Source organism: Streptomyces sp. RP5T, from assembly GCF_003933965.1.
In the GTDB taxonomy this organism is placed as follows: Bacteria; Actinomycetota; Actinomycetes; order Streptomycetales; family Streptomycetaceae; genus Streptomyces.
The window spans coordinates 1-4745 of record NZ_RSAJ01000621.1; the positions used below are offsets into that span (position 1 = coordinate 1).

The 4745-nt window shown below is 74.9% G+C and carries 4 protein-coding genes and 1 pseudogene; 4 read left to right on the forward strand and 1 reads right to left on the reverse strand.

Annotated features, from left to right (window positions below; all coding sequences use genetic code 11):
- The 4 genes and pseudogenes from EHS43_RS37760 to EHS43_RS37775 all read left to right on the forward strand — a co-directional run.
- Positions 1-430, forward strand: a pseudogene (locus EHS43_RS37760) (hypothetical protein); the annotation flags it as partial.
- A complete protein-coding gene (locus tag EHS43_RS37765; protein WP_125195132.1) occupies positions 427-1389 on the forward strand; it encodes a hypothetical protein in 963 nt (320 codons plus the stop codon). The pseudogene EHS43_RS37760 and the gene EHS43_RS37765, both read left to right, overlap by 4 nt.
- Entirely contained in the window at positions 1386-2306 is a 921-nt protein-coding gene (locus tag EHS43_RS37770; protein ID WP_125195133.1) for a hypothetical protein, read from the forward strand. Before EHS43_RS37765 ends, EHS43_RS37770 begins: the two co-directional genes overlap by 4 nt.
- On the forward strand, positions 2303-3388 hold the full coding sequence (locus EHS43_RS37775; RefSeq protein ID WP_125195134.1) for a serine hydrolase: 1086 nt from the start codon (positions 2303-2305) through the stop codon (positions 3386-3388). Before EHS43_RS37770 ends, EHS43_RS37775 begins: the two co-directional genes overlap by 4 nt.
- A gap of 97 nt (positions 3389-3485) precedes the next feature.
- Here EHS43_RS37775 and EHS43_RS37780 read toward each other — a convergent pair.
- On the reverse strand, positions 3486-4745 hold a 1260-nt coding region (locus tag EHS43_RS37780), incomplete at its 5' end, for an alpha-lytic protease prodomain-containing protein (protein ID WP_125195135.1).

Below are 4745 nucleotides of genomic sequence, written 5' to 3' on the forward strand. Positions count from 1 at the left end.
TCCCACCTCGGTGTGGAGCCACTGGGCCATGAGGCGGGCGCTACGGCGGCTGGACGCGTCGTTCGACGGCGTGCCGGGCGACGACGGCGAACCCGCGGCGGCCTGGCTGGAGGACGCGCCGTGGCAGTACCTGACCCACCAACTCGCCGTGCTCGCCCCGCTCGCGCTGCCCGGCGAGGACTGCGCGGTGGCCCGCGCGGCACGCCGCCGCCCGGTCGACGTGGCCCGGGGATTCGTCCGGGCGGTCCGCCGCCGCGACTGGCTCCAGGCCGCCGGAGCGGGCCGCTGGCTGGTCCTCCTCGACGAGGTGCCGCAGACGCTGGGCCTGGACACCGGGCTGGAGTTCGTGGCCCAGATGGGCGGCACGGACGCCCGGGTCGCGCTGCAGGTCGGGGCCGCCCGCCTGCTGCGGACCGGAGTGCCGGTGTGACGGCGCACGAGGTCCGGGGCCTGGCCGAGGCCGCGTTGACGTGGGTGAGCGCCCACCGCGACGGCTTCGCCCTCGGCGACGACGCGCTCGCCGAGCACGGCAACGTGAACACCACCTGGAAGCCCCTCGGGGAGCTGGCCCAGGTGTGCGTCTGTGTACGGCGGCACACCGACCCGGCCGACCCGCTCCACGCGAGGGCCTGCGACCTGCTGTCCTTCGCGTGGCAACAGACCGGGCGCGGCGCCCTGTTCGGGGAGTTGCAGCGCCTGGAGCCCTTCGCCACCTACCCGCTGGAGGTCTACGCGGCCTTCGCCTCGGCGGGCCTGCGTCACGCAGGCTACGAGCGCGCCACCGCGACGGTGGCCCGCACCCGCGGCTGGCACGTGACGGAGCAGGAGCCGAACCGGCGTCTGAGCGTGCTCAACTCCGAGCGCCGCAGCGGCATCCCGCAGCACGGGGACATGGCACGGGCACTGGAGCACACCTGGCTCGCCGGCCTGCCGGAGCCGTGGACGTTCGAGCTGGCGGCCGGTTACACGCTGACCCATGTGATCTTCCACCTCACCGACTGGGGCCTGAACCCGCAGGCCGTGCCCCAGCCGATCGCCGCCTACCTGCGGCACTGGCTCGCGCCCTGGCTCGACACCTGCCTGGAGGACGAGCAGTGGGACCTGAGCTGCGAACTGCTGGCCGTGGCGAGCGCTCTGCCCGGCCCGCCGGAGCGCGACCTGCTCCTGGAGTCGTGGGCGCGGCTCTCGCCGGCCCAGGACGACTCCGGGGCCGTCCCCGAGGTCGGCGGGCGGGGCAGCCGTACGACCGCTCCCGCCTTCCTCGACTGCTACCACTCGACGTTGATGACGGCCTTCGCCGCCGTGCTGACCCTCGGCCGGCTGGGCGAGGCGGCCGCGGGCGCCACGGCGGCGGACATGGCGGACGGCGGGCAGGGGGTACCGGGATGAACCACACGCGCCTCATCCACCAGGTCGGCGCGGGCGCCCTGGAGTGGCTGCACGCCCACCGCGACGGCTTCCGGCTGGAGTTGGACGTCGACCCGGAGGTCGGCTTCCTGGAGCGCTTCAAGCCCGTCGGCGAACTGGCCCTCATCTGCAAGGTGTTGTTCCGTGAGGGGGTGGCGGGGTCCCGACAGGCCGCACTGGCCCGGCAGTTGATCGACCACGCCTGGTGCCACACGCTGGACGGCGGCCGGATGCTGGTGCGCGGCCAGCGCACCGAGCCCCTCTCGCCCATCCCCTTCGAGGTGTACCTGCCGTTCAAGGAGCTGGGCTACAGCAGCCCCGAGGCCGAGCGGGCCTTCCGGCTCAACCAGCGGCTGGACAGCTTCGCCGCCCTGGAGATGTCACCGGTCCGCCGCCTGGGCCTGTCCGCCTTCCAGCGCCGCTTCGGCGTGCCGCCCCGCCCGCCGGAGGCCGACCTCGTCGGCGCGACCTGGCTGGGCCGGGCGCCCGAACCCTGGACGGTGGAGGGGCACATCGCCTACGACATCACCCACACCGTCTTCCACCTCACCGACTGGGGCGAGCGGCCCGAGGGGCTGCCGGCCGAGGTCGCCGACTACCTCGCCACCTGGCTGCCGGTCTGGCTGGACGACTGGCTGGACCTGCAACGCTGGGACCTGCTGGGCGAGTTGCTCGTCGTCGACGCCTGTCTGCCGCACCCCACGTTCGACGAGCGGGCGTGGGAGGGCTTCGCCGCCGCCCAGCAGCCCGACGGTGCGATGCCCGCGGTGCGCAGCATGCCACAGGGCGAGCCCGACGAGGTCTTCGACGTCGTCTACCACCCGACGCTGGTGGCGGCCTTCGCCTCGGTCCTGGCCATGTCCCGCGCGCTGTCGCGGCTGGCGCACACCCCGTCATGACAGCCGGCGCACTCCCCTGGCCGGGCGGTCCGCCCGACCTCACCGGCGTACGCCCGCCCGAGGTCCCGCGGGCGGAGGACGAGGAGTGGGTACGGCGGCGGCTCGACGCGGCCGTCGAGGCCGTGGCCGCGCCCGACGTCGTGTTCGCCCTGTCCCGGCACGGGCGCCGCACCGTGCGCACCGGAGGCACCGCGCCTCCCCCGCCCGTGCCGCGCGAGCGGTTGCGCTACGAACTGGGCTCGGCCTCCAAGACGTTCACCGGACTGCTGCTGGCCCATCTGACCGACACGGGCCTGCTGTCCGGGGGCGAGCCGGCGGCCGTCCTGCTGGACCCGGCCCGGCGGCCCGGCGCGGAACCCGTCACCCTCGCCCACCTGATCACCCACACCTCGGGCCTGCCCGCCCTGCCCGCCGACTTCTTCGTCCGGGCCCTGCCCGCCTGGCGCACCAACCCCTACGCCCGCTATCCCGCCGAGCGCGTGGTCGACGCCTTCCTGCGCCGGCGGCGGCACCACCGGCCCGGCACCCGCTGGCACTACTCCAACTTCGGTGTCGCCGTCCTCGGTCACGCCCTGACGGCGGCGACCGCCACCCCGTGGGAGGAGCTGCTGACCGGTCGGGTGCTGGGCCCGCTCGGGCTGGACGGAATCACGCTCGTCCCCGGCTCCCCGGACACCGACGCCATCGGGCACCGCCGGGACGGCATGACGCCCGTTCCCCCGCTGGCCGTGGGCGGCTTCCAGGCGGCCGGCGCCGTCCGGGCCACCGCGCGCGACCTGCTGACGTTCCTGGAAGCGCATCTGGACCCGTCGGGCCTGCCCCTGTCGGGTGCGCTGCGTGCGGTGCGCCGCCCCGTGCTCCGGCGCGGGCTCGGACACCGGCATGTGCACACGGTGGCCTGGTTCCAGCACCCCACGGAGCAGGGGCCGATGTACTTCCACGGCGGGGCGACCCTCGGCCAGCAGGCCTTCCTGGGCTACCGGCCCGACATCGGCACGGCGTTGGCCGGCCTGTGCACCCGCCGCTTCCGCGCCCGGGACGCGTTCGTGCCGACCGCGTACGCGCTGCTGGCGGAGATGTAGCGCGACGAAGGACAGGACTGCGGCGTCGTCACGCGCGGCAAGGGGGCGGGGCCCGAAGTCCCCGCCCCCTTGCCGCGGCCTCACCGCTCCCTCTCGCTCAGACGCGCTGCCACAGGCCCGGGGCGAGGGCGGGCTGGTAGGCGGTCTGCGCCTGGTGGGACTGCAGACACTCGTAGGAGACGCCGTCGAGGGTGACCCGCGCGCCCACCTCGTACACCCGGCCCGCGGCCCAGGACCCCTCCTGGCCCTCCTCGGGGGCGGAGGTGCCGCTCCCGCTCGTGGTGGTCCGCAGCGTCAGGCCGTAGGCGCTGAGCACCGGGTTGATCGGCTGGTAGAACGTCGTGCCACCCCTCGTGCAGTCACCGGAGCCGCCGGACGTGACGCCCTGGGCCTGGGTCCCCGAGATGTAGGAACCGCCGGAGTCGCCCGGCTCCGCGCACACGGTCGTGCGGGTCACGCCGTCGACGGTGCCCTCGGCGTAGGTGACGCTGGTGTCGTGCTGCTGGATCGTGCCGCAGTGCCAGCCCGTGGTGGAGCCGGACCGGCACACCGCGGCGCCCACCAGGGCCTGCACCGAGCCGGCGGTCTGCACGTCCTGGCCGCCCTCGCCCTTGACGGCCGGGGTGGCGGTCCAGTCACTGTTGACGCCGACCCACGACATGTCCTGCCCGGGGAACACCGAGGCCTGGAAGGTCCCCTGGGCGACCTGGTTGTACCCGGTGGTCTTCGCCCCCGCCTTGCCGCAGTGGCCGGCCGTGGCGAACCCCTGCTGGTCGCCCTTGGTGACGCCGAAGCCCACGGAGCAGCGGGCCGTGCCGTCGATGTAGAAGGCGTCGCCGCCCCGGATGTCGTACAGGGCGCGCGGCTGCTCGGCCGACACCTTGACGTTCACGAGCGCGCTCTCGACACCGGCGGCCTCGACGAGCGCGTCCGCGGCGGCGCGGCTGGTGGCCTGCACCGTCACCCGGTTGGTCCGTACGTCGACGTAACGGACCGGTGTCTCCCGCCCCTTGCCGGTCACGGCGAGGTCCAGCTTCGTCTTGACCGCCTTCAGGTCCGCCAGCGGGGTGTCGACGACCACCGCCCGCGCGCCGCCGGCCTCGATGGCCGGGCCGTCCGCCGCGTCGGTGCTGGCGACGGTCAGTTCGGCGGAGGTGGCGCCGCTCACCCACGCCCCCGCGAAGCGCTTGCCCAGCGCGTTCTGCAGCCGGCCGGCCCGGGTGCCCGCCTCGGCCTCGTTCACCAGGCGCGTCCTGGCCTGTGCCTCGGTCAGGCGCAGATCGCGCTCCATGGCCCGCAGGACCATGGGTGGGGGGCTGGTCGCGCCCAGCGTCTCGGCGGCGGAGGGGGCCGGCGC